The organism is Pseudomonas sp. P129, from assembly GCF_020312195.1.
Taxonomy (GTDB): Bacteria; Pseudomonadota; Gammaproteobacteria; order Pseudomonadales; family Pseudomonadaceae; genus Aquipseudomonas; species Aquipseudomonas fragariae.
Map to the genome: position 1 here is coordinate 1 of NZ_JAGPYS010000036.1, position 740 is coordinate 740.

Consider the following 740-nt stretch of genomic DNA (forward strand, 5'->3'; position numbering starts at 1 on the left):
TGGTGTGACCCCCGAAGGTTGGACAATTATCCACCTACGCTGCCTTGGCGGCCTGCATTCTGTATTCCACAGGACTCAGGCCGTTAAGCTTCAGTTTTATGCGTGAGTGATTGTAATACTCAATGTACTCTTCGATACCCGCTTGAAGCTCATCCAGATCGTTAAATTTGTTCAGGTAGAAAAATTCGGATTTCAGCGTGCTAAAAAAGCTCTCAATAGCCGCGTTGTCGTAGCAGTTACCCTTGCGCGACATGCTGGCTGCGATCGAATTCTCATTGAGCAGTCGCTGGTAAATAGGCATCCGATATTGCCAGCCCTGGTCGGAATGCAAAATCGGCTTTTCATGCGGTCCAAGCCGCTTAAATGCTCCTTCAAGCATTTCGTCGACCATGGAGTACAGCGGGCGCCTGGCAATCGCATAGGAAATGATTTCGCCGCTGTACAGATCCATGATCGGCGACAGATAAAGTTTCTGGCCTCCTACTTTGAATTCGGTCACGTCGGTGGCCCATTTCTGGTTAAGGTATTGCGCTTTGAAATCACGCTTTAGCAGGTTAGGCGCGGCCTTGCCTGTTTCGCCTTTGTAGGAACGGTATTTCTTCACGCGTATCAGGCTCTTCAGGCCTAGCTGCCCCATTAGTTTCTGCACCGTCTTGTGGTTCACAAGATGGCCCGCCCTGCGCAAAGCTGCCGTGATGCGACGATAGCCATACCGGCCCTTGTGCTCGTAGAAAGTTGCC

1 pseudogene is annotated in these 740 nt (G+C 50.9%); it reads right to left on the reverse strand.

The annotated features are described in order from the left end of the window. Positions 1-34: 34 nt before the first annotated feature. A pseudogene (locus KBY02_RS26010) lies at positions 35-740 on the reverse strand (IS3-like element ISPsy9 family transposase); the annotation flags it as partial.